We start from the raw sequence: 20,843 nt of genomic DNA, 5'->3' as shown, positions 1-20,843 counted from the left end.
ACTGCACTGATGGCCCTGGCAATTTTTGATCTGGACGAAACCCTGATCCACGGCGACTGCGCCACCCTCTGGAGCGAACAGATGGGCCGCCTGGGCTGGGTCGACTCCGAGTCGTTCATGCGGCAGAACAATGAAATGATGGACGCCTACAGCCACGGCAAACTGCGCATGGAGGACTACATGACCTTCAGCCTGGAACCGATGATCGGCCGCACGCCGCAAGAGGTCGAGCATCTGGTGGGTCCATGGGTGGAAGACTTCATCGAACCGATCATCTTCAGTGACGCCACCAAAACCATTGCGGCCCATCGCAAGGCCGGTGACCGGATTCTGGTGATTTCCGCCTCGGGTACCCACCTGGTCGGCCCCATCGCCGAGCGCCTGGGCATCGACGAGATTCTCGGCATCGAACTGGAAGTGGCTCATGGCGTTTACACCGGCCATACCGTCGGCACCCTGACCTACCGCGAAGGCAAGATCACCCGCTTGCTCGAGTGGCTGGATGCAGAGGAGGAAAACCTCGAAGGTGCGAGTTTCTATTCCGACTCACGCAATGACCTGCCGCTGTTGCTGAAAGTGGATTTCCCACACGTGGTGAACCCGGATCCGGTGTTGCGCGAGCAGGCTGAAAAGTCCGGGTGGCCGATCCACGACTGGAAATAGTCCGCATCCCCTGTGGGAGCTTGTTCGCGATAGCAGTGTGTCATTCAATAATGTACTGACTGACTCGACGCCATCGCGAGCAAGCTCGCACAGTTTTTGGTGTTGTCAGCTCAGACTCTCGTCAATCACCAGCACCACCTTCCCTGCCACGGTATTGCTCGCCAATTCGGCAAACGCCGCCTCGGCATCCTTGATCGCAAAGGTCCTGGCAAGTTGCGGGCTCAAGCGTCCCTCGGCAAACAACGGCCACACGTGCAGGCGTAGATCACTGAACAGATCAGCCTTGAATTGATCGTCACGGCTGCGCAGGGTCGAGCCCAGCAACTGTACGCGCTTGGCCAGCACCTGGGCCAGATCCAGCTTGGCCTCGCGGCCGCCCATCAGGCCGATCAACACCCAGCGGCCATCCTGGGCCAGCAGCTTGAGGTTCAACGCCGCATAATTGCCGCCCACCGGGTCGAGAATCACGTCGAAAGGCCCCAGATCCCTCAGGCTCTCCAGATCGCCATCACGCAAAACGCCACCCTGGGCGCCCAACGCTTCGCAGTACGCCAGTCGCTCGGCGGAACCGACACTGACCCAGCACGGGTTGCCGAAGGCCTTGCACAGCTGAATGGCCGCTGAACCGATTCCACTTGCTCCGGCGTGCAGCAGAACTTTCTGACCCGGTTTGAGCGCCGCCAGTTGAAATAAATTCAACCAGACTGTTGCATAAACTTCGGGCAATGCCGCCGCTTCGACCAGTGACACTCCGTCGGGAACCGGCAGCACATGCCGCCCGTCGACAACCACCTCTTCAGCCATCCCGCCCCCGGCCAGCAAGGCGCAAACCCGATCGCCAACCTGCCAGGAGGACCCGGCGCCGACCTCGCTGATCACCCCCGAGCACTCTAGACCGAGCACTTGGCTGGCCCCTGGCGGTGGTGGATAAAGACCCGCTTTCTGCAACAAATCGGCGCGATTGAGGCCCGATGCCGCCACTCGTATACGAACTTGTCCTACATCGCATGCAGGACTCGGTTCATCAACCCACACCACTTGACCGTCAACGCCTTGCAATGCTTTCACAGTGCCTCCATAGTGAGTCTGGACTGAGCCCGAAGCTATAGCGTCGGGCTTTTTGCATTATGCGACCGGTTCCCAAAGATCCGGCGACTTCAAAGACGGCCTAATATGCGTTATCAATTGTCCCCGCGTCGAATCAGCATGAAGCATCTGTTCCCCAGCACTGCCCTCGCCTTATTCATCGGTATCGGCTTGCTGCCGATGTCGAGCAATACATTCGCAGCCAATAGCTGGGACAAGCTTCAACCCGATCGTGACGAAGTGATCGCCAGTCTGAACGTCGTGGAGTTGCTCAAACGCCACCACTACAGCAAGCCGCCACTCGATGACGCGCGCTCGGTGATCATCTACGACAGCTACCTCAAGCTGCTGGATCCGTCGCGCAGCTACTTCATGGCCAGCGACATTGCCGAATTCGACAAGTGGAAGACGCAGTTCGACGATTTCCTCAAGAGCGGCGACCTGAACGCCGGGTTCACCATCTACAAGCGCTACCTGGACCGCGTCAAAGCGCGCCTGGACTTCGCCCTTGCCGAGCTGAACAAGGGCGTCGACAAGATCGACTTCACCACCAAGGAAACCTTGCTGATCGACCGCAAGGACGCCCCTTGGCTCAAATCCACCGCAGAACTCGACGACCTGTGGCGCAAACGCGTCAAGGACGAAGTCCTGCGTCAGAAGATCGCCGGCAAGGATTCCAAGCAAATCCAGGAAACCCTGACCAAGCGCTACAAGAACCAGCTGGCGCGCCTGGACCAGACCCGCGCGGAAGACATCTTCCAGGCGTACATCAATACCTTCGCCATGTCCTACGACCCGCACACCAACTATCTGTCGCCGGATAACGCGGAGAACTTCGACATCAACATGAGCCTGTCCCTCGAGGGCATCGGTGCCGTGTTGCAGAGCGATAACGACCAGGTGAAAGTCGTGCGCCTGGTGCCGGCAGGTCCGGCGGACAAGACCAAGCAGGTTGCACCGGCCGACAAGATCATCGGCGTTGCCCAAGGCAACAAAGAGATGGTCGATGTGGTGGGCTGGCGCCTGGACGAAGTGGTCAAGCTGATTCGTGGTCCGAAGGGCACAGTGGTGCGTCTGGAGGTCATCCCGGCCAGCAATGCGCCGAATGACCAGACCAGCAAGATCGTGCCGATCACCCGTGAAGCGGTGAAGCTTGAAGACCAGGCCGTGAAGAAATCGGTCTTGAACCTGAAGCAGGACGGCAAGGACTACAAGCTCGGCGTCATCGAAATCCCGGCGTTCTATCTGGACTTCAAGGCCTTCCGTGCCGGCGACCCGGATTACAAGAGCACCACCCGCGACGTCAAGAAACTGCTGACCGAGCTGCAGAAAGAGAAAGTCGACGGCGTGGTCATCGACCTGCGCAACAACGGCGGCGGCTCCTTGCAGGAAGCCACCGAACTGACCAGCCTGTTCATCGACAAAGGCCCGACCGTGCTCGTGCGTAATGCCGATGGCCGGGTCGATGTCCTGGAAGATGAAAACCCGGGCGCGTTCTACAAAGGTCCGATGGCGTTGCTGGTCAACCGCTTGTCCGCCTCGGCATCGGAGATCTTTGCCGGCGCCATGCAGGACTACCACCGCGCACTGATCATCGGCGGCCAGACCTTCGGCAAAGGCACCGTGCAGACCATTCAGCCGCTCAACCATGGCGAACTGAAACTGACCCTGGCCAAGTTCTACCGGGTTTCCGGGCAGAGTACCCAGCATCAGGGCGTCCTGCCGGACATCGACTACCCGTCGATCATCGACACCAAGGAAATCGGTGAAAGCGCCCTGCCGGAAGCCATGCCGTGGGACACCATCAAGGCGGCGATCAAGCCTGCGGCCGACCCGTTCAAGCCATACCTTTCGCAGCTCAAGTCCGAGCATGACATGCGCACGGCCAAGGACGCGGAGTTCGTGTTCATCCGCGACAAGCTGGCCCTGGCGCAGAAACTGATGGCTGAAAAAACCGTCAGCCTCAATGAAGCCGAGCGTCGTGCACAGCATGCCGACATCGAAGCCAAACAGCTGACCATGGAAAACATCCGTCGCAAGGCCAAGGGCGAAGAACCGCTCAAAGAGCTGAAGAAAGAGGACGAGGACGCCATTGCCGCCGAGGATGACAAGACCAAACCGGAAGACGATGCCTACCTGAGCGAAACCGGGCGGATTCTGCTGGACTACCTGAAACTCAACACGGCAGTGGCCAAGCACTGAGTTTTCACACGCAACTGATGGCAATTTAATGCTAACGCTCCCCGGAGCGTCATCAAACAGTCATCATTCTGTCGTGAAATAAAGGACCGGGCGTGCTCTTTTACCAAGGGCACGCCCGGTCCTTTTTTTATCGCCAGAGATCGCCATGACCACAACCGAACAGCTGAGTGCCTTGAGCTCAATCCTGACTCAAAGTGGTTTGCACAGCCTGTTCCAACCGATCATCAGCCTCTCTGAACGGCGCATTCTCGGCTACGAAGCCCTCAGCCGCGGACCCTCCAACAGCCCTCTACATTCCCCTGTCGCCCTGTTCGCCGTCGCCCGCCAGGCCGGACGCCTGAGCGAGCTGGAAATTGCCTGCCGCGAAAGCGCTTGCCGACGCTTCAAGGAGCAGCAACTGCCTGGCCTGTTGTTCCTTAACGTATCTCCGGAATCCCTGCTCGAAGCGGCCCATCAACCGGGGCGCACCCTGCAATTACTGCAAGACTTCGGCATTCCCCCGAGCCAGGTGGTCATCGAGCTCACGGAACAGACGCCGACGGATGATTTCCAGTTGCTGCAAACCGCCCTGCATCACTATCGGGCGATGGGATTTTCAATTGCGCTGGATGATCTGGGGGCGGGCTATTCGAGTTTGCGCTTATGGTCGGAACTGCGGCCGGATTACGTGAAAATCGACCGGCATTTCATTGATGGCATTCATCAGGATGCGCTCAAGCGCGAGTTCGTCGGTTCGATCCTGCAAATCGCCAAGGCTTCACGGGCGCAAGTCATCGCCGAAGGCATCGAGCTAGCCGAAGAACTCACAGTGCTGACCGAAATGGGCGTGGACCTGGTACAAGGCTATCTGCTTTGCCGCCCCCAGGAACACCCGCCACGGGATGCCCGGGCATTGATGCCCCGACAGGACAGCACCGCCGTTGTACTGAGCGAAGACGGCAGTGACCTCAGCGCCCTGCTCAATGAGCATCCCGCCGTGAACCGGGACACCCCGACCGCCACGGTACTCGAAGCCTTTCGCCGGCAGGCCAACCTGAACTCGCTGGCGGTCCTGGATGAACAGGGTCAGCCCTGTGGCATTGTCCATCGGCATTCGCTCTCCGACGTCCTGCTCAAGCCCTTTGCCACCGACCTGTTCGCCCGCAAGCCCATCAGCCGCTTGATGAACGATGACTTCCTCGCCGTCGAGCTGAGCCAATCGCTGCAACAGGTCAGCCGCCTGATCACCAGCCGCGCCCGCCAGCGCATCGAAGAGGATTTCATCATCACCCTCAATGGCGGCTATCTCGGGCTGGGCCGCGTGATAGACGTACTCAAACTGATCACCGAACTGAAGATCCAGCAAGCCCGCTACGCCAACCCGCTCACCTTGCTGCCGGGTAACGTACCGATCCAGCAATGCCTGACGCGGTTGCTGCAACAGCAACGGGAATCGGTGATCTGCTACGTGGACATTGATAGCTTCAAACCCTTCAACGACATCTACGGCTACGGCCGCGGCGACGAAGTCCTGCTGTGCCTGGCGCAATGCCTGAACGACCGCGTCGACCCGTCCCGCGATTTTGTCGGCCACATTGGCGGTGATGATTTCCTGCTGGTGCTAGGCCCGGAAGACTGGCGCAAACGTTTGAACCAGTTGCTCGACGACTTCCAGAGCCAGTGCCGGCGCTTCTACCGCAGCGAGCACCTGGAAGCCGGTTGCTTCATCGCACCGAACCGCCAGGGCATACGGCAGGAGTTTGCGCTGTTATCGCTGTCGATCGGGGTGGTGCATCTGCACCCGCAGGCCTGTGGACAACTCGATGCGAGCCAGTTGGCCGAAATGGCATCACAGGCCAAGCACAATGCGAAGAATGTGCAGGGCTATAGCGTGCATGTGATTGATAGCCTGGCGCTGTCGCCTGTTGAAGAGGCGCTCGTTTCAGGGCATCGATAAGGGAGCTTTTCGGTTTCACGCCAATCAACGAGGCGCCAGGGAAGATTTCAACTCATTGAGCTTGATCGACGCCAGTGGATGCCCGGCCTTCACCGCGATCTCCCAGAATCGCGCCGCCTCAACCGGATCCGGGGCCTTGCTCGCCGTCCCGGCCAGACTGATCACGCCCACTTGATACGCCGCCTTGCCATCGCCCGCCAACGCCGCCAGGCGCAATAAACGCACGCCCTCCTCACGAGCACCAAGGCCGACGCCGCGAAACGTCAGGATGTGCCCATAGAAGCTCTGGGCGCCGACATCGCCCAGGTTGGCCATGCGCGCGAACTGGCCTTCAAGCCAGAGCCAGCCACGTGGCTGACGGACAAACCACGACCAGTGAAACAAACGGCGCGCGAGCCAGTAACCGGCCCGCGCCTTGAGTTGTAGGAACACTCAGGCCTCGGCCGATTCCGGGTATTCGTACTCGAACACCCGCACCACTTCCGAAGCGTGCCAGGACGCGGCGGCAACGCCGTCCGACGGCCCGGAGAAACGTCCCAGGCGTTCGACACACTCAAAGAATCCGGTGCGCGGCAAACGGCTGGCGCCCTGACTGATCACCAGTGAACTGCGCAATGGCTGCTCCGCTTTGGCATCCAGTGCCGCCAGATGCTCGAGGGCCGCCGTCAGGGTCTGCATGGCCGGGGTCGGCAACTGCAAACGCTCCAGCAATGCCCGATACGTCAACAGATGGCGCTGGCGGCGCGCCTGATCCAGTTCGCCCAACAATCCGTCCCAATGTTGACGACTGATGCGTACGCTCACGATTCGTCCCTCCACCCAGGCACCGTCAATTCCCACGCCAGGCTGCGGCGAATCGCGGCGTCGGGCAGACGCTCGCCACTTTCGATCATGGCCAGGTAAGACGGGCTGATGCCTACCGTGCGGGCCAGCGCCTCGATAACGATGCCCTTCCCTTCGCGCAAACTGCGTAGTTGATCCAGACCCGGAAGAATCGCGTCTGGTGTTGCCGCCGAAAGCTTCGTGGCTGGCGGCGACACTTGCTCCTTGATGCCTGCTGCTTTGAGTAACGCCTGATACTGAGCCCATGGCAGAACCGCGTATTCGGGCTCGCCTTCGCGTGTAATTATCTGAATATCCATGACTACCCCGTAGGACAACAACACTTAGCGAGTCGGCACTTTTCCCTAGAAGTGTAATCCTAACAGCGGCCAAGGTCGCGGGGGGCATCAATCTGTGAACAGGTCGAAATCGACTCAGTGTTTTTTCGGTCCCTGAAGTTGAAGTTGTTCGGGGGTAGCAGGCAGACGCTCGACCACCGCGAGCTTCTCCGGTGCTTGCCGTTTACGCCAGGTGCGAAAGGCATTGAGTTCGTCGTCGAGCACTTTCATCAACCACGCCAATACCGCGATGTCATCGAACATGCCGAAAACCGGAATGAAATCCGGGATCGCATCCACCGGACTGAGGAAATACATCAGGCCCGCGACCACAGAAATCAGCGCCTTGGGGCTGATGGCACGATACTCACCACGCCAGTACGCCAGGCAGAGTGCCTGCAACAGTTTCAAATCGTCCTTGATCTTGCCCAGTCGATAGCCCTGGCTCGCGCCTTTGCTGGCGACCGCGAACAATAGGGTCGGCAATCGACCGCGTGCCAGGAGGCGTCCGGCCAGCGGCAGGAAACGAGCGAAATTCCAGGGTGCTTTCATCATTCCTCCCGTTGAAATGTTATCCACACAAATTGTGGATAACCTTGTGAACAGAGCTGCTTTTCACCGCTGAAAGCCCCGTTTTACAAGGCCTGCGTTCAGATCGGGCGTTTTTTACTCATCAAAAAAACCCCATAATTTCATTGACTTGGCGGCCTTGTGCGTCTACCGCCGAGGCTACTATGGCTAAGACTCCGACCTAGAGCGTCTGTTCGTTTTGTTTACCCGTACCGAACGCCAGATGCAACAACGCCCCGCAAAAGCGAGGCGTTGTTATCGAAGCAGGCGCTGATTACTTGGCAGCGGCGTCTTCTTTTGCCGGATCCTTGATGGCCAGCAGTTCCAGGTCGAATACCAGCACCGAGTTGGCTGGAATCGCCGGGCTCGGGCTTTGAGCGCCGTAAGCCAGGTCAGCAGGGATGTACAGCTTGTACTTCTCGCCAACGTGCATCAGTTGCAGGCCTTCGACCCAACCCGGGATCACGCCGCTGACCGGCAGATCGATCGGGCTACCGCGCTCGACGGAGCTGTCGAATACGGTGCCGTTGGTGAGCTTGCCGGTGTAGTGAACGGTCACTACGTCAGACGGCTTTGGCTGAGGGCCATCGGCCTTCTGCACGACTTCGTACTGCAAGCCCGAAGCGGTGGTAGTCACACCGGCTTTCTTGGCGTTTTCTTCGAGGAACTTCTTGCCGGCAGCGGCCGACTCTTCGCTCATCTTGGCCATGCGTTCTTCGGCACGCTTTTGCAGTGCGGCGAACGCCTCAACCAACTCTTCGTCCTTGAGCTTCTGCTCTTTCTTGCCGACGGCGTCTTCAATGCCCTGGGCTACAGCTTTGGAATCCAGGTCATCCATGCCTTCCTGAGCCAGGCTCTTGCCCATGTTCAGGCCAATTCCGTAGGAAGCTTTTTGCGCCGGAGTTTTCAGCTCTACGCTGGTCTGCGAATCACAACCCGCGAGTACCAGGCTAACCAGGGCCACCGCCGCCGCCAACCGATGCTGTTTCATGCTATTTCCTTGTTCATGCGCCTAAAGGGCAATCGAGTAAAGCCGCGAGCTTATCAGGCCGCCACGACCAATGGCTACCGGCATGAGAGCCGGAAACATTTGATAAGTTCAGGTGTTTAAACGCATTTCACAATTCGGCTGATGAAGCTTCTTTCATCTTGTTCCGACGCAGACTGATTCCTGAACCTACAACATCTGGCGTAATGGCCTCTTGCCGCACCTTGGGCACTCGGGCATAACGGCATGATAACTCGACAAGGATGTTCATCTTGCGCCTCTTCATTCGCTTGCTGGTTCTCATCGCAGCACTGCTCGGGCTGATCATGGCCGTGGTGCTTTACTACGTCGCCAACCCGAAATTGCCGGCCTGGTCGCCGGCACAGCAGGTGCATTACCTGGAGCAATGGAGCGCGGCCGACCGCGAAACCTACTACTTCACCCCCCAGGGCACTCAGGTCAAAGGCTTGCACTATGACTGGTTCACCGCCCTCGAACTGCCCTTCTCGCAGCAACGCTTCGCCGCCCCCGAGTACCTCGCCCGCTTCGGTTTTCTGGTGGACCCCGGCCAGAAACCGACAGTGAACAACCCCGGAAACCTACCGGTCGGCTTTACTCGACATCAGAATGCGGGAAGCCCGGGTATATTTCTGGATATCACCTGCGCGGCCTGCCATACCGGTGAACTGCGCTTCAAAGGGCAAGCCGTGCGTATCGACGGCGGCTCGGCGCAGCATGTCCTGCCGTCCAGTGTTCCTACACTCAAAGGGGGCAGTTTCGGACAAGCACTGGTGGCCAGCCTGGCCTCCACCTACTACAACCCGTGGAAGTTCGAACGTTTCGCACGCAATGTGCTGGGCGAGGACTACGACGCCCGCCACCAAGCGTTGCGCAAAGAGTTCAAATCCTCACTCGATACGTTCCTCAAGGTGGCCTGGAACGACACCCATCGCGGGCTTTATCCGACCGAGGAAGGTCCGGGACGCACAGATGCCTTCGGGCGCATTGCCAACGCCAGCTTCGGTGATGCGATCTCCCCCGATAACTACCGCGTGGCCAATGCCCCGGTCGATTATCCGCAGTTGTGGGACATGTGGACGTTCGAATGGGTGCAGTGGAACGGCTCGGCGAAACAACCAATGGCGCGCAACATCGGCGAGGCGCTGGGCGTCGGTGCCACACTGAATTTCTTCGACAAGAGCGGCCAACCGCTGATGGGAGACGCCCGCTACCCCTCCAGCGTCCGTGTGCGCGACCTGCACCTGATCGAAGAAACCCTGCAACGCCTCGCGCCTCCGGCCTGGCCGGAAGATCTGTTGGGCGCGGTCGACAAGACTCTGGCAGCAAAGGGTCGCGCCTTGTTTGCGGAAAACTGCGCGGGTTGTCATGTGCCGCGTACTACCCAGGGCGAGGGGCGGTATGTCCAGCACTTGAAAATGATCCCGATGGAATATATTGGCACCGACCCCGGCGCGGCCAACAACATTGCCGACCACCGCTTCGACCTGACAGCGCTGCAATGGAAGCAGCCGGAACTGGAAAAACTTGATGTCGAGCCCAAACCCACCGAACCACTGGACCTGAGCAAAATGTCCGTGGCCAAGGGGCTGGCCTATGTCACTGCCTATGTCCAGGACCGAGCCTATCAAGACGCCCAAGTCACCCCTGCCGAGCGCCCGGAAATGGACGGTTTCGGCCTGCCAATCGGAGTGCGCGAGTTGCGCTCATACAAGGCCAGGCCATTGGCGGGGGTATGGGCGACAGCGCCGTTTCTGCATAACGGTTCGGTACCGAGCATCTATCAACTGCTGTCGCCTCAGGATGAGCGTGCGACCACGTTCTACAAAGGCACTTTCGAATATGACCCACAGCATCTGGGGTATGACACCGAAGCCTTTACCAACGCTTTTCTGTTCGACACGCGAATCACCGGCAACCACAACAGCGGTCATGAATTCCGTGCCGGCAAACTCGGTAATGGTGTGATTGGCCGCTGGTTGCTGCCGCAAGAACGCTGGGCGCTGCTGGAATACCTGAAAGTGCTGGGCGGCCCGCTGGAAGATCAATTGCCATGACCACAGCCTCAGTCAAAAGGATGCTCACATGCTAATTACACTCTGGCTGCGACTGGGCGCCTTCCTCGGCAAGTTGTTGCTGTGGTTTCTGGGTCTCGGCGTGCTTGGCTGGGCATTGGCCACCGCCTGGTTTGCCTGGCAGCAGCGCGGACCGGTCTCGGCGCAGGAGTTGATTCCCGACGGTGAAGCCGCGATGAACCAGGACATCATCCAGACCGCCGTACGCATCGTCGACCAGCACCGCGAAAACACCCGCTACCTGCGCGATGCCCATGCCAAGGCCCACGGCTGCGTGAAGGCCGAGGTTCAGGTGCTGCCGCAACTGCCTGGTGAACTGCGCCAAGGCGTATTCAGCGAGCCGGGCAAAACTTGGCAAGCAACGATGCGCCTGTCCAACGGCAATGCCTACCCGCAGTTCGACAGCATCCGCGACGCCCGGGGCATGGCGATCAAACTGTTCGATGTGCCGGGTAAACAACTGTTGAGCGATCAGTCGGGGCGAGGTGAACAGGACTTTGTGATGTTCAGCCACCCGAACTTCTTTGTCAGTAATGTCGCCGAGTACCGTCAGAACGTCGCCGCTCAAGCCGACGGTAAAAAGATGATGGCCTTCTTCCCCGGCTGGGATCCACGCGCCTGGCAGGTTCGCCACCTGTTTATCGCCCTGGCGACGCTATCCCCTGCCCCGCCAAGCCCAACCCGGACGACCTACTTTTCGGTTTCGCCCTACAAATTTGGTGCAGCCAATGTGAAATTCCGGGTCGCCCCCGATCCGGACAGTTGCCCGGCCTACAACCTGCCGGAACAAAATCGCAAGTTGCCGAACTTTCTGCGCAGTGCGCTGAACCAGCAGCTGTCGACCGATCGGGTGCCCGCGTGTTTTGTCCTGCAGATCCAGCGACAGGACGCCAACAAGTACATGCCGATTGAAGACACCAGCATTGAGTGGCGCGAAAGCGATGCGCCCTTCGAGACGGTGGCGCGAATCAAAGTGCCAGCGCAGGACTTCGATACACCGGCGTTGAGCCTGCAATGCGACAACCAGTCGTTCAACCCTTGGTTCGGCATCGAAGCGCACCGCCCCATCGGCGGGATCAATCGCCTGCGCAAAGCCGTGTATGAAGCCGTCAGCGACTACCGTCACGCTCGCAATGCCGGACTGTAGGAGCGAGCCTGCTCGCGAAAAAGCCAGGGGCGCCGCTGGGTATCTGAATTTACGCGTTATCGTTCACGACTTTCGCGAGCCAGCTCGCTCCTACAGAGGGCGAGGAAAGCCAAATCCCAGACAGCAGAAAGCCCGCACTGGGCGGGCTTTCTGTGGTGATCTGGCGTTCAGTGTTCCAGATTACCGAATATGGCGCAGCGGACGGGACTCGAACCCGCGACCCCCGGCGTGACAGGCCGGTATTCTAACCGACTGAACTACCGCTGCGCGTAGCGTTGAAAGTGGTGGGTGATGACGGGATCGAACCGCCGACATTCTGCTTGTAAGGCAGACGCTCTCCCAGCTGAGCTAATCACCCTTTACCTTCGTTGCGGGGCACATTATGCCACAGGTTTTTATAAAGTGTTGATTTATTTGAAGTTTTTTTCAAAAAATCTAAAAACCGGTGAAACGATGCAACCCACAGGAACAACAGTCAAACGTGAGGCAGAAAAAAGCCCGCATAAGCGGGCTTTTCCGTGGTGACCTGGCGTTCAGTGTTCCAGGTTACCGAATATGGCGCAGCGGACGGGACTCGAACCCGCGACCCCCGGCGTGACAGGCCGGTATTCTAACCGACTGAACTACCGCTGCGCATAACACTGAAAACGAATGGTGGGTGATGACGGGATCGAACCGCCGACATTCTGCTTGTAAGGCAGACGCTCTCCCAGCTGAGCTAATCACCCTTCGCTTCGGTGTGGCGCGCATTCTACGGAGCGACCTAACCTCTGGCAAGCACTTTTTAAAATAATTTTCCGAGCCCTTCCAAAGGCTTAGAGAAAGGTTGGCCTATGGCACGGCGAAGACAATAATGCCCCCCTTTGTATAAAGGAGAGACTCACCCCATGTGGTTCAAAAACCTGCTTATCTATCGCCTGACCCAAGATCTGCCTGTTGATGCCGAGGCGTTGGAAACTGCACTGGCCACCAAACTGGCGCGCCCATGTGCAAGCCAGGAGTTGACCACCTACGGTTTCGTCGCGCCGTTCGGCAAAGGCGAAGATGCGCCACTGGTGCACGTCAGCGGTGACTTCCTGCTGGTGTCCGCCCGTAAGGAAGAACGCATTCTGCCGGGTAGCGTCGTGCGTGATGCCGTCAAGGAAAAGGTCGAAGAGATCGAAGCCGAGCAAATGCGCAAGGTCTATAAAAAGGAACGCGATCAGATCAAGGATGAAATCATCCAGGCCTTCCTGCCCCGCGCCTTTATCCGCCGCTCCTCGACCTTCGCCGCCATCGCGCCGAAACAGGGTCTGATTCTGGTCAACTCGGCCAGCCCGAAACGCGCCGAAGACTTGTTGTCCACCTTGCGTGAAGTGATCGGCACCCTGCCGGTACGTCCGCTGACAGTAAAAATGTCCCCGACCGCGACCATGACCGAGTGGGTCACGACGCAGAAAGCCGCGGACGACTTCTTTGTGCTGGACGAGTGCGAACTGCGCGACACCCACGAAGACGGCGGCATTGTGCGTTGCAAGCGCCAGGACCTGACCAGCGAAGAAATCCAGCTGCACCTGAGCACCGGCAAAGTGGTCACTCAACTGTCCTTGGCCTGGCAGGACAAACTGTCGTTCGTCCTCGACGACAAGATGGTGGTCAAGCGCCTGAAGTTCGAAGACCTGCTGCAAGACCAGGCGGAACAAGACGGCGGTGACGAGGCCCTGGGTCAACTGGACGCCAGCTTCACCCTGATGATGCTGACCTTCGGCGACTTCCTGCCGGCACTGGTTGAAGCATTGGGTGGCGAAGAGACGCCGCAGGGGATCTAAAAGCCTGTGATCACTACTGTGGGAGCGAGCCTGCTCGCGAAGACGGTTTCACATTCAACATAGATGTTGATGGAACGACCGTTTTCGCGAGCAGGCTCGCTCCCACATTGGTTTTAATGGTGCAATTTAATAACAAGGATCAAGCCATGCGCGCACTGGCTGCATTGAGTCGTTTTGTCGGCAACACCTTCGCTTACTGGGTACTGATTTTCGCTGTCGTGGCGTTTCTGCAGCCGGCATGGTTCCTCGGCCTCAAAGGCGCCATCGTACCCTTGCTGGGGCTGGTGATGTTCGGCATGGGCCTGACCCTCAAACTCGAAGACTTCGCCGAAGTCGCTCGCCATCCATGGCGCGTGGCCCTGGGCGTGGTTGCACATTTCGTGATCATGCCCGGCGTGGCGTGGTTGCTCTGCCAGGCATTCCACTTGCCGCCGGAAATCGCCGTCGGCGTGATTCTGGTCGGCTGCTGCCCTAGTGGCACCTCGTCGAACGTGATGACCTGGCTAGCCCGCGGCGATCTGGCGCTGTCGGTGGCCATCGCCGCCGTCACCACCCTCCTCGCCCCGCTGCTGACGCCAGCGCTGATCTGGCTGCTGGCCTCGGCCTGGTTGCCGGTGTCGTTCATGGAGTTGTTCTGGTCGATCCTGCAAGTGGTGCTGTTGCCAATCGTGCTGGGCGTTGTTGCCCAACGGATGCTCGGCGACAAGGTTCGTCATGCGGTGGACGTTTTGCCGCTGGTGTCGGTGGTGAGCATCGTGATCATCGTCACCGCCGTGGTTGCCGCCAGCCAGGCGAAGATTGCCGAATCCGGCCTGTTGATCATGGCCGTGGTCATGCTGCACAACAGCTTCGGCTACCTGCTGGGGTACTTCACTGGACGCCTGTTCAAACTGCCTCTGGCCCAGCGCAAGTCCCTGGCCCTGGAGGTCGGCATGCAGAACTCCGGGTTGGGTGCCGCGCTGGCCAGCGCGCACTTCTCTCCGCTGGCGGCGGTGCCTAGCGCGCTGTTCAGCGTCTGGCACAATATTTCCGGGGCATTGCTTTCGACGTATTTCCGCCGCATGAGTGAGAAACAGGATCGGGAAATGGCCGCTCAACAGGTCAGCGACTGACTCGCGATCTTGATCCGCGATCTTGATCGAAAACTTGATCCCCGGGTTAATGCTGGGCACTATATTGCGCATCGCGAGGACGACCTCGCGGCTCGATCGAGTCATTAATCAGGGGACGACCCCGTCAGACGATGGAGGTCTTCATGTCCTGGATCATTCTGTTTTTCGCCGGCCTGTTCGAAGTGGGCTGGGCCGTCGGCCTCAAGTACACCGACGGCTTCACCCGCCCCCTCCCCACTGTTTTGACCGTTGCGGCCATGGCTATCAGCCTTGGCCTGCTCGGCCTTGCAATGAAGGAATTGCCGTTGGGTACGGCCTATGCGATCTGGACCGGTGTCGGCGCCGTTGGCACGGTGATCGCTGGGATCATTCTGTTTGGCGAATCCATGGCGCTGGTGCGGCTGGCGAGCGTGGCGTTGATCATTTCCGGGCTCGTTGGCCTGAAGGTCAGCGCTTAGGCCACTGACGCCTTCGCTGGCAAGCCAGCTCCTACAGGGATACGCATCCACTGTAGGAGCTGGCTTGCCAGCGATGAGGCCAGTACGGCCCTATCTAACTGCCCCGCGCAACTCCCCCACCAACACCTGCAACTTCGCAGGCTCTGCTGCCTCAACCGCCACCGCCGGCCCCGCCACCAGCGTCACCCGCGACCACAGGCGACGAAATAGCCCCTTGCCCGGATCGCGACTGAAGAAACTCCCCCACAACCCCTGCAAGGCCAGCGGAATCACCGGCACCGGCGTCTCTTCGAGAATCCGCGTCAAGCCGCCTTTGAACTCATTCATCTCACCATCAACGGTCAATTTACCCTCGGGGAAGATGCACACCAGCTCACCGTCCTTCAGATACCGGGCAATACGTGTGAAGGCCTTTTCGTAGATCTGGATGTCTTCATGACGCCCTGCGATAGGAATCGTCCCCGCGGTACGGAAGATGAAGTTCAGCACCGGCAGGTTGTAGATCTTGTAATACATCACAAAGCGAATCGGCCGACGCACCGCGCCGCCAATCAGCAAGGCGTCGACGAACGACACGTGGTTGCACACCAGCAGCGCCGCGCCTTCATCGGGGATCAGATCCAGGTTGCGGTGTTCGACGCGGTACATGGAATGGCTGAGCAGCCAGATCATGAAACGCATGGTGAACTCGGGGACGATCTTGAAGATGTAGGCGTTGACGCCGATGTTCAGCAGCGAGACCACCAGGAACAGTTGCGGGATCGACAGCTTGGCCACGCTCAGCAAGACGATGGAGACAATCGCCGATACCACCATGAACAACGCGTTGAGGATGTTGTTGGCGGCAATCACTCGCGCCCGTTCGTTCTCCGCGGTTCGTGACTGGATCAGCGCGTACAGCGGCACGATATAGAAGCCGCCGAAGACGCCCAGGCCGAGGATGTCGAGCAACACCAGCCAGGTATGGCCGAAACCGAGGATTTCAATCCAGCCATGGCCGGCGGCGCTGTCCGGAATTCCGCCGGAATGCCACCACAGCAGCAGGCCGAATACGGTCAGGCCAAACGATCCAAACGGCACCAGACCGATTTCGACTTTGCGCCCGGAGAGTTTCTCGCAAAGCATCGAACCCAATGCGATGCCGACCGAGAACACCGTCAGAATCAGCGTTACCACCGTTTCGTCACCGTGCATCCATTCCTTGGCATAGGCCGGGATCTGCGTCAGATAAATCGCCCCGACAAACCAGAACCACGAGTTGCCGACAATCGAGCGAGACACCGCCGGCGTTTGCCCCAGGCCGAGTTTCAACGTAGCCCAGGACTGACTGAAGATATTCCAGTTCAGGCGCATTTGCGGCGTGGCGGCCGCCGCGCGAGGAATGCTGCGGCTGGCCAGGTAACCGAGTACGGCAATGCCGATGATTGCCGTGGACACCACCGGCGCGTAGTGCGCCGAGGACATCATGACCCCGGCGCCAATGGTGCCGGCGAGGATTGCCAGAAAAGTGCCCATTTCCACCAGGCCGTTGCCGCCCACCAGCTCGTCTTCATGCAGGGCCTGCGGCATGATCGAGTACTTCACCGGCCCGAACAGCGCCGAATGGGTGCCCATGGCGAACAGCGCCACCAGCATCAGTGACAGGTGATCGAACATGAAGCCAACGGCGCCGACCGCCATGATGGCGATTTCCCCCAGCTTGATCAGGCGGATCAACGCGTCCTTGGCGAACTTTTCCCCGAATTGCCCGGCCAGGGCCGAGAACAGGAAAAACGGCAGGATAAACAGCAGCGCACACAGATTGACCCAGATCGAGCGGTCACCTTCGATGGTCAGTTTGTACAAAATGGCGAGGATCAACGACTGCTTGAACACGTTGTCGTTGAACGCCCCGAGGGACTGGGTGATGAAGAACGGCAGGAACCGCCGGGTGCGCAGCAAGGTGAACTGTGAGGGGTGACTCATCTTCCATGTTTCCCTGAATTAGGTAACGAGTGGCCGGGATTCCTTTATTGGAATATCAAAAATCGATCCAGGCCACACATTACCTAATCTTTACCGGTTATTTCTTCAATCCGGCAATGCACGGCGAGACAAACAGCTCACCTCGCCAGGCGCCCAGCACCGTGCGCTTGCCGACGATCAGCCACATCATGGCCAGCAACGCCACCAGCACACAGCCAAACACACTGAAAAATGTCAGGCTCAAGGTGCTGGCCAGTTTCAACGTCGCCAGCGAGTAGACACCCAACGGGAAGGTGAAGCCCCACCAGCCGAGATTGAAGGGAATGCCGGCACGCAGGTAGCGTCCGGTGATCAGCAGCGCCATCAGCATCCACCACAGGCCGAAGCCCCACAGGGTGATGCCGGCCACCAGGCCCAACCCTGCAGCAATCTCACCGACACCCGGCAAACCGTTCGCCGCGAAAATCAGCGGTGCATCGCCACCCAGTACCAACATGCCCAATGCACCGGTGCCGATCGGGCCAAGGGCCAGCCAGCTTGAGGCGGCCATGTTTTCGTGGGGCAGCTTATGCAGGGCCATGCGCAACAAGAGAATGGTCAGGATGCTGAAAGCCACCGGCAGGGAAAAGGCCCAGAGCACATAGCTGGTCACCAGCACCACCAGTTGCGAGTGGGCGTCGACCAAGTGCGGTGCCAGCAAGCCACCGCTGGCGGCCGCGACTTCTGCCGCGACCACAGGCAACAGCCAGACGGCGGTCATCTGGTCGATGCTGTGCTCCTGACGAGTGAACATCATGTAGGGAATCAGCACGCCGCAGGCCAGCGACATGGCCACATCCAGCCACCACAACACTTCGGCGACGTGAATCACCCCTTCACCCCAACGCGGCAGGCCGAATACCAGGAAGCCGTTGATGATGGTCGCCAGGCCCATCGGGATGGTGCCGAAAAACATCGAGACCGTGGAGTGGCCGAAGATCCGTCGTGCCTCGTCGAAAAACAGCACCCAGCGCGCCGTGTACAGCGCCGTAAACAGCAGAAACAGTGCGATGTTGAACAGCCAGAGGGCTTCGGCGAAGGCGTGCAAGGCAGGCACGGCGACCGGCAATTGCGCCAGCGCCAACGCCAGCACGCCGGTGCCCATGGTGGCCGCGAACCAGTTCGGGGTGAACTGGCGGATCACCTCGCGGGGATGCTGCAGGTGAGTGAAAGGTTTGATTCCGGGCTTGATGCTATTGGCGCATGTCATGGCGAACTCCTGTCCTCTCGTGAGGTGGAGCCCATGTTAGATCCGAATCGAATATCTATATAACGGGTAATTTCTCTATATCTTATCGGTATTACTTATATAGAGTCAGACACTTCCTTCCGATTCGACCACCAATATCCGAGCCGCCCCTACAGGATGCGCCACATGTTCCGTGCCAACCGAGGCATAAAAAATGTCGCCGACCTCCAGCAAGACTTCCCGCTCCACCCCTAAATCGCGATAACGCATCTGCACCTGGCCATCGAGTACGACAAACACTTCTTCGCCATCGTTTGTGTGCCATTTGTAGGGTTGATCGGTCCAGTGCAGCCGCGTGGTGATGCCGTTCATGTTGGCGATGTCCAGCGCGGCCCAGGCACGCTCGCCCGTGAACGACTTACTGCGGATGATCTTCATGGTCCGATCCTTCGATTGAGCAGAGAGAGCGCCAAGGCTAACTCAATTTTACAGGTTGGCCTCACAGGCGCTGGCCGAACGTGATCGCAGTAAACTCGCCATTTCGCTGAGCGCCAGCACAATCAACACCGCGCCATAACCATCGGTCGTTGCCACCAGCCCAAAAGTGCGCGCCAGGTTCCCCGCCAACAGCGCCGGCAGGCAAAACGCCAGGTAACTGAGCACGTAATACGCCGACATCAGGCCCGCGCGCTCATGGGGCAAAGCCAGCGGCACCAGACTGCGTACGGCACCGAGGAAACCGGCACCGAAGCCACAACCGGCGACGAGGGTGCCAAGGAAAAACAGCGACAGGCTGGCGCCATGCACACCCAGTAAGACCAGGACGAGGCCCGTCGGCAGCAAACTGGCGCCCAACTGCAGCGCCTGGGTGGCAGACCGGTTGCGCAAGGTGAAAATCATCAACGCGCCCGTCACCGTCAACGCAGCAACAGTCGCCCCACCAATCAGGTTCGAGGTCGACCCCGTCGCCGTGCGCACCAGCGAAGGTGCCAGCGATGCATAAAAGCCGCCAAGCGCCCAGGTCGCCGTGTTGAGTGGCAGCACCCGCCACAAAGTGACGCGCGCCTGAACCGGCACATGCAAGGTCGGCCGCAATGACGCCCACACACCGACCTGGCGCGAGACGCTTTCCGGCAATCGCCACACATACACGGCCTGCATCACAAACAGGACCAGAAGCAACCAGAAGGTCAAATGCAATGGCGCCGGGGCAAACTCGGCCAACACACCGCAACCCAACGCGCCCGCAGCCATGCCGAGCAGCGGTGCGACGCTATTGACCAACGGCCCTTGCTGTCGGTCGGTGTCGAGCAGCGTTGCACTCAAAACCGCAGTCGCCATGCCCGTCGCGAAGCCCTGCAGAACCCGGGCACTGATCAACCAGGCGACGCTTTCGGCGTAGATAAACAGCAGCATCGCCAGAATGTTCAGCACCACCGCGGTAAAAATCACCGGCTTGCGCCCCAGGTAATCCGACAGCGAGCCGACCGTCAGCAACGCTGCCAACAGGCTGAGGGCGTATACGGCGAAAATCAGGGTCAGCGTTGCTGCCGAAAACTGCATCTGCTCCTGATACAGGTGATACAGCGGCGTCGGCGCAGTGGAGGCGGCCAGGAAACTGAGCAGCGTAATCGCCAGAAACCACAGGCTGGCACGGTTTGAATGAGAACTGGACATGGGAACACTCCGCAAAAGCTAACTTTTTGCTTTTGCGGAGTGTGCTACTGGATTTCTCTTAAAGCAAATTCTTTGTGTTAAGGTCCGGAGCATGGCTTTTACAGGAATCACTGGATGACAGCTCCAACCTTACGCCCAGGCGGGCGCAGTGCGCGGGTACAAGAGTCGATTCATGCGGCCGTGCGCCAGCTCCTCGAGGAGCAGGATCGCGCCAGCGTGACCGTGCCGCAAATCGCCGCCCGCGCGGGCGTCACGCCGTCAACCATCTATCGACGCTGGGGTGATGTGTCGGCGCTGCTGGCCGATGTCGCCCTCGCCCGCATGCAGCCCGACAACCAGCCGATCAATACCGGCAGCCTGCACGGCGATATTCGGGCCTGGGCGGAACAGTACCTGGACGAAATGAGCTCCGAGCCTGGCCGCAACATGCTGTACGACGTGCAGGCGGCGTTGAAGCCGAGTTACTGCGCGACGATCATTGGCGGGCAGTTGCAGACAATCCTCGACCGTTATCCCAACGAACCCGTACCGGGTGTCGATCGACTGATCAACCTGATCGCGGCGCCCATCGTGTTCCGCATCCTGTTTTCCGAGGCACCGCTTGAGGTTGAAGAGCTGCATCGCTTGATCGAGATTGCATTCAGTCAGTAATACCGCCATTCGCGAGCAAGCCCGCTCCCACATTCGACCGTGTTTTTCTGTTGGACCACGATCAAATGTGGGAGCGGGCTTGCTCGCGAATGGGCCGCC

At 59.3% G+C, this 20,843-nt stretch carries 19 protein-coding genes and 4 tRNA genes; 9 read left to right on the top strand and 14 right to left on the bottom strand.

Going from position 1 to position 20,843, the window contains the following annotated elements; genetic code table 11:
* Nucleotides 1-9: 9 nt before the first annotated feature.
* Entirely contained in the window at nt 10-663 is a 654-nt protein-coding gene (locus B0D71_RS11315) for an HAD family hydrolase (protein ID WP_103394844.1), read from the top strand.
* 105 nt (nt 664-768) lie between these two features.
* On the opposite strand, the gene B0D71_RS11310 is transcribed toward B0D71_RS11315, so the two are convergent.
* Nucleotides 769-1,731, bottom strand: a complete 963-nt coding sequence (locus tag B0D71_RS11310) for a zinc-binding dehydrogenase (protein WP_103394843.1) — start codon at nt 1,729-1,731, stop codon at nt 769-771.
* A 138-nt stretch (nt 1,732-1,869) separates the two neighbouring features.
* Between B0D71_RS11310 and B0D71_RS11305 the strand changes: the two genes are divergently transcribed.
* Nucleotides 1,870-3,951 (top strand): carboxy terminal-processing peptidase, encoded by a 2,082-nt coding sequence (locus B0D71_RS11305; protein WP_165798706.1) that lies wholly within the window; start codon nt 1,870-1,872, stop codon nt 3,949-3,951.
* Nucleotides 3,952-4,096: 145 nt separating this feature from the next.
* Nucleotides 4,097-5,887 (top strand): bifunctional diguanylate cyclase/phosphodiesterase, encoded by a 1,791-nt coding sequence (locus tag B0D71_RS11300; RefSeq protein WP_103394841.1) that lies wholly within the window; start codon nt 4,097-4,099, stop codon nt 5,885-5,887.
* Nucleotides 5,888-5,911: 24 nt separating this feature from the next.
* Here the strand turns inward: B0D71_RS11300 and B0D71_RS11295 are convergent, their stop codons facing one another.
* The 5 genes from B0D71_RS11295 to B0D71_RS11275 form a co-directional block, all read right to left on the bottom strand.
* Nucleotides 5,912-6,319 carry an SEL1-like repeat protein gene (locus B0D71_RS11295; protein WP_103394840.1) on the bottom strand — a complete coding sequence of 136 codons (408 nt, stop codon included), beginning with the start codon at nt 6,317-6,319 and terminating at the stop codon, nt 5,912-5,914.
* Nucleotides 6,320-6,691: a hypothetical protein gene (locus tag B0D71_RS11290; RefSeq protein ID WP_003223109.1), complete on the bottom strand. Its 372-nt coding sequence runs from the start codon at nt 6,689-6,691 to the stop codon at nt 6,320-6,322.
* Nucleotides 6,688-7,029, bottom strand: coding sequence for a helix-turn-helix domain-containing protein (locus B0D71_RS11285; protein ID WP_103394839.1), 342 nt, complete (start codon nt 7,027-7,029; stop codon nt 6,688-6,690). The genes B0D71_RS11290 and B0D71_RS11285 overlap by 4 nt, the downstream gene beginning before the upstream one ends.
* Nucleotides 7,030-7,143: 114 nt before the next feature.
* Nucleotides 7,144-7,599, bottom strand: a complete 456-nt coding sequence (locus tag B0D71_RS11280; protein ID WP_103394838.1) for a YkvA family protein — start codon at nt 7,597-7,599, stop codon at nt 7,144-7,146.
* Between the two features lie 292 nt (nt 7,600-7,891).
* The gene (locus tag B0D71_RS11275) at nt 7,892-8,608 is read right to left on the bottom strand and encodes a BamJ family beta-barrel-assembly machinery protein (RefSeq protein WP_103394837.1); all 717 of its coding nucleotides are present in this window, start codon (nt 8,606-8,608) and stop codon (nt 7,892-7,894) included.
* Between the two features lie 269 nt (nt 8,609-8,877).
* Here B0D71_RS11275 and B0D71_RS11270 point away from each other — a divergent pair, with 269 nt between their 5' ends.
* Both B0D71_RS11270 and B0D71_RS11265 read left to right on the top strand, forming a co-directional pair.
* Complete coding sequence (locus B0D71_RS11270) at nt 8,878-10,680, top strand: di-heme-cytochrome C peroxidase (RefSeq protein ID WP_103395260.1); 1,803 nt, start codon at nt 8,878-8,880, stop codon at nt 10,678-10,680.
* A 28-nt stretch (nt 10,681-10,708) separates the two neighbouring features.
* A complete protein-coding gene (locus B0D71_RS11265) occupies nt 10,709-11,845 on the top strand; it encodes a catalase family protein (RefSeq protein ID WP_103394836.1) in 1,137 nt (378 codons plus the stop codon).
* Between the two features lie 190 nt (nt 11,846-12,035).
* On the opposite strand, the gene B0D71_RS11260 is transcribed toward B0D71_RS11265, so the two are convergent.
* The 4 genes from B0D71_RS11260 to B0D71_RS11245 form a co-directional block, all read right to left on the bottom strand.
* Nucleotides 12,036-12,112, bottom strand: a tRNA-Asp gene (locus B0D71_RS11260).
* Between the two features lie 15 nt (nt 12,113-12,127).
* Nucleotides 12,128-12,203 (bottom strand) — tRNA-Val (locus B0D71_RS11255).
* Nucleotides 12,204-12,401: 198 nt separating this feature from the next.
* A tRNA-Asp gene (locus B0D71_RS11250) sits at nt 12,402-12,478 on the bottom strand.
* 19 nt (nt 12,479-12,497) lie between these two features.
* Nucleotides 12,498-12,573 (bottom strand) — tRNA-Val (locus B0D71_RS11245).
* A gap of 159 nt (nt 12,574-12,732) precedes the next feature.
* On the opposite strand from B0D71_RS11245, the gene rdgC reads away from it, so the two are divergent.
* The 3 genes from rdgC (at nt 12,733) to sugE (ending at nt 15,223) form a co-directional block, all read left to right on the top strand.
* A complete protein-coding gene (rdgC, locus tag B0D71_RS11240; protein WP_007969735.1) occupies nt 12,733-13,653 on the top strand; it encodes a recombination-associated protein RdgC in 921 nt (306 codons plus the stop codon).
* 146 nt (nt 13,654-13,799) lie between these two features.
* Nucleotides 13,800-14,765 carry a bile acid:sodium symporter family protein gene (locus B0D71_RS11235; RefSeq protein WP_103394835.1) on the top strand — a complete coding sequence of 322 codons (966 nt, stop codon included), beginning with the start codon at nt 13,800-13,802 and terminating at the stop codon, nt 14,763-14,765.
* 143 nt (nt 14,766-14,908) lie between these two features.
* Entirely contained in the window at nt 14,909-15,223 is a 315-nt protein-coding gene (sugE, locus tag B0D71_RS11230; RefSeq protein WP_007977599.1) for a quaternary ammonium compound efflux SMR transporter SugE, read from the top strand.
* Between the two features lie 90 nt (nt 15,224-15,313).
* Here sugE and B0D71_RS11225 read toward each other — a convergent pair whose 3' ends face one another.
* From B0D71_RS11225 to B0D71_RS11210, 4 genes are all read right to left on the bottom strand, one after another.
* Nucleotides 15,314-17,188, bottom strand: a complete 1,875-nt coding sequence (locus tag B0D71_RS11225; protein ID WP_103394834.1) for an MFS transporter — start codon at nt 17,186-17,188, stop codon at nt 15,314-15,316.
* A gap of 97 nt (nt 17,189-17,285) precedes the next feature.
* Nucleotides 17,286-18,437: a TDT family transporter gene (locus B0D71_RS11220; RefSeq protein WP_103394833.1), complete on the bottom strand. Its 1,152-nt coding sequence runs from the start codon at nt 18,435-18,437 to the stop codon at nt 17,286-17,288.
* A gap of 105 nt (nt 18,438-18,542) precedes the next feature.
* Complete coding sequence (locus tag B0D71_RS11215) at nt 18,543-18,854, bottom strand: cupin domain-containing protein (RefSeq protein WP_103394832.1); 312 nt, start codon at nt 18,852-18,854, stop codon at nt 18,543-18,545.
* A gap of 48 nt (nt 18,855-18,902) precedes the next feature.
* Nucleotides 18,903-20,093, bottom strand: a complete 1,191-nt coding sequence (locus B0D71_RS11210; RefSeq protein WP_103394831.1) for an MFS transporter — start codon at nt 20,091-20,093, stop codon at nt 18,903-18,905.
* A gap of 114 nt (nt 20,094-20,207) precedes the next feature.
* Here B0D71_RS11210 and B0D71_RS11205 point away from each other — a divergent pair, with 114 nt between their 5' ends.
* On the top strand, nt 20,208-20,744 hold the full coding sequence (locus B0D71_RS11205; protein WP_103394830.1) for a TetR/AcrR family transcriptional regulator: 537 nt from the start codon (nt 20,208-20,210) through the stop codon (nt 20,742-20,744).
* Nucleotides 20,745-20,843 lie beyond the last annotated feature (99 nt).

It is taken from the genome of Pseudomonas laurylsulfativorans, from assembly GCF_002906155.1.
Taxonomy (GTDB): domain Bacteria; phylum Pseudomonadota; class Gammaproteobacteria; order Pseudomonadales; family Pseudomonadaceae; genus Aquipseudomonas; species Aquipseudomonas laurylsulfativorans.
This window is presented reverse-complemented; position numbering and strand designations above follow the sequence as displayed.

Excerpts from the sequence above, each read along its gene's own strand:
- B0D71_RS11315 (WP_103394844.1), top strand. The coding sequence starts at position 10 with ATGGCCCTGGCAATTTTTGATCTGGACGAAACCCTGATCCACGGCGAC.
- B0D71_RS11305 (WP_165798706.1), top strand. The coding sequence starts at position 1,870 with ATGAAGCATCTGTTCCCCAGCACTGCCCTCGCCTTATTCATCGGTATC.
- B0D71_RS11300 (WP_103394841.1), top strand. The coding sequence starts at position 4,097 with ATGACCACAACCGAACAGCTGAGTGCCTTGAGCTCAATCCTGACTCAA.
- B0D71_RS11285 (WP_103394839.1), bottom strand. The coding sequence starts at position 7,029 with ATGGATATTCAGATAATTACACGCGAAGGCGAGCCCGAATACGCGGTT.
- B0D71_RS11280 (WP_103394838.1), bottom strand. The coding sequence starts at position 7,599 with ATGAAAGCACCCTGGAATTTCGCTCGTTTCCTGCCGCTGGCCGGACGC.
- B0D71_RS11275 (WP_103394837.1), bottom strand. The coding sequence starts at position 8,608 with ATGAAACAGCATCGGTTGGCGGCGGCGGTGGCCCTGGTTAGCCTGGTA.
- B0D71_RS11265 (WP_103394836.1), top strand. The coding sequence starts at position 10,709 with ATGCTAATTACACTCTGGCTGCGACTGGGCGCCTTCCTCGGCAAGTTG.
- rdgC (WP_007969735.1), top strand. The coding sequence starts at position 12,733 with ATGTGGTTCAAAAACCTGCTTATCTATCGCCTGACCCAAGATCTGCCT.
- B0D71_RS11235 (WP_103394835.1), top strand. The coding sequence starts at position 13,800 with ATGCGCGCACTGGCTGCATTGAGTCGTTTTGTCGGCAACACCTTCGCT.
- sugE (WP_007977599.1), top strand. The coding sequence starts at position 14,909 with ATGTCCTGGATCATTCTGTTTTTCGCCGGCCTGTTCGAAGTGGGCTGG.
- B0D71_RS11225 (WP_103394834.1), bottom strand. The coding sequence starts at position 17,188 with ATGAGTCACCCCTCACAGTTCACCTTGCTGCGCACCCGGCGGTTCCTG.
- B0D71_RS11220 (WP_103394833.1), bottom strand. The coding sequence starts at position 18,437 with ATGACATGCGCCAATAGCATCAAGCCCGGAATCAAACCTTTCACTCAC.
- B0D71_RS11215 (WP_103394832.1), bottom strand. The coding sequence starts at position 18,854 with ATGAAGATCATCCGCAGTAAGTCGTTCACGGGCGAGCGTGCCTGGGCC.
- B0D71_RS11210 (WP_103394831.1), bottom strand. The coding sequence starts at position 20,093 with ATGTCCAGTTCTCATTCAAACCGTGCCAGCCTGTGGTTTCTGGCGATT.
- B0D71_RS11205 (WP_103394830.1), top strand. The coding sequence starts at position 20,208 with ATGACAGCTCCAACCTTACGCCCAGGCGGGCGCAGTGCGCGGGTACAA.